A 2,106-nucleotide genomic window follows, 5' to 3' on the forward strand; every position below is an offset into this window, starting at 1 on the left:
AGACTATGGGTGATAAGGTCCATAGTCGAAAGGGAAACAGCCCAGACCACCAGCTAAGGTCCCAAAATATATGTTAAGTGGAAAAGGATGTGGCGTTGCCCAGACAACTAGGATGTTGGCTTAGAAGCAGCCATCATTTAAAGAGTGCGTAATAGCTCACTAGTCGAGTGACACTGCGCCGAAAATGTACCGGGGCTAAACATATTACCGAAGCTGTGGATTATCCGTAAGGATAATGGTAGGAGAGCGTTCTAAACGTGTTGAAGCATGATCGCAAGGACATGTGGAATGTTTAGAAGTGAGAATGCCGGTGTGAGTAGCGAAAGATGGGTGAGAATCCCATCCACCGATTGACTAAGGTTTCCAGAGGAAGGCTCGTCCGCTCTGGGTTAGTCGGGACCTAAGCCGAGGCCGATAGGCGTAGGCGATGGATAACAGGTAGATATTCCTGTACCACCTATGATTGTTTGAACGATGGGGGGACGCAGTAGGATAGGCGAAGCGTGCTGTTGGAGTGCACGTCCAAGCAACAAGACTGAGTGTTAGGCAAATCCGGCACTCGTAAGGTTGAGTTGTGATGGGGAGTTGGATCATGAATCCGACGAGTCGTTGATTTCACACTGCCAAGAAAAGCCTCTAGTTAGAAAATAGGTGCCCGTACCGCAAACCGACACAGGTAGTCAAGATGAGAATTCTAAGGTGAGCGAGCGAACTCTCGTTAAGGAACTCGGCAAAATGACCCCGTAACTTCGGGAGAAGGGGTGCTTTTTAAGGTGCAAGCCTTGAAGAGCCGCAGTGAATAGGCCCAAGCGACTGTTTATCAAAAACACAGGTCTCTGCTAAACCGTAAGGTGATGTATAGGGGCTGACGCCTGCCCGGTGCTGGAAGGTTAAGAGGAGTGGTTAGCTTCTGCGAAGCTACGAATCGAAGCCCCAGTAAACGGCGGCCGTAACTATAACGGTCCTAAGGTAGCGAAATTCCTTGTCGGGTAAGTTCCGACCCGCACGAAAGGCGTAACGATTTGGGCACTGTCTCAACGAGAGACTCGGTGAAATCATAGTACCTGTGAAGATGCAGGTTACCCGCGACAGGACGGAAAGACCCCGTGGAGCTTTACTGTAGCCTGATATTGAAATTCGGCACAGCTTGTACAGGATAGGTAGGAGCCTTAGAAGCGTGAGCGCTAGCTTACGTGGAGGCGCTGGTGGGATACTACCCTGGCTGTGTTGACTTTCTAACCCGCACCATTTGATCATGGTGGGAGACAGTGTCAGGCGGGCAGTTTGACTGGGGCGGTCGCCTCCTAAAGAGTAACGGAGGCGCTCAAAGGTTCCCTCAGAATGGTTGGAAATCATTCGCAGAGTGTAAAGGCACAAGGGAGCTTGACTGCGAGACTTACAAGTCGAGCAGGGTCGAAAGACGGACTTAGTGATCCGGTGGTTCCGCATGGAAGGGCCATCGCTCAACGGATAAAAGCTACCCCGGGGATAACAGGCTTATCTCCCCCAAGAGTTCACATCGACGGGGAGGTTTGGCACCTCGATGTCGGCTCATCGCATCCTGGGGCTGTAGTCGGTCCCAAGGGTTGGGCTGTTCGCCCATTAAAGCGGTACGCGAGCTGGGTTCAGAACGTCGTGAGACAGTTCGGTCCCTATCCGTCGTGGGCGTAGGAAATTTGAGAGGAGCTGTCCTTAGTACGAGAGGACCGGGATGGACATACCTCTGGTGTACCAGTTGTCGTGCCAACGGCATAGCTGGGTAGCTATGTATGGACGGGATAAGTGCTGAAAGCATCTAAGCATGAAGCCCCCCTCAAGATGAGATTTCCCAACTTCGGTTATAAGATCCCTCAAAGATGATGAGGTTAATAGGTTCGGGGTGTAAGCGCAGTAATGTGTGTAGCTGACGAATACTAATCGATCGAAGACTTAATCAAATTTTTAAAATCGGTTTTTGAGCCGTAAAATCTGCTTACTATCTAGTTTTGAATGTGCAATACATTCTTAATAAGTTTTTACTATTTGTCTGGTGACGATAGCAAAGAGGTCACACCTGTTCCCATGCCGAACACAGAAGTTAAGCTCTTTAGCGCCGATGGTAGTTGG

Annotated in this window: 2 rRNA genes; both read left to right on the forward strand. The window is 50.0% G+C overall.

The window, feature by feature from the left end:
* Window positions 1-1,937 (forward strand): 23S ribosomal RNA (locus LQ682_RS13945); the annotation flags it as partial.
* 88 nt (window positions 1,938-2,025) lie between these two features.
* A 5S ribosomal RNA gene (rrf, locus tag LQ682_RS13950) occupies window positions 2,026-2,106 on the forward strand; the annotation flags it as partial.

It is taken from the genome of Mammaliicoccus sp. A-M4 (assembly GCF_022386955.1).
Taxonomy (GTDB): Bacteria; Bacillota; Bacilli; order Staphylococcales; family Staphylococcaceae; genus Mammaliicoccus; species Mammaliicoccus lentus.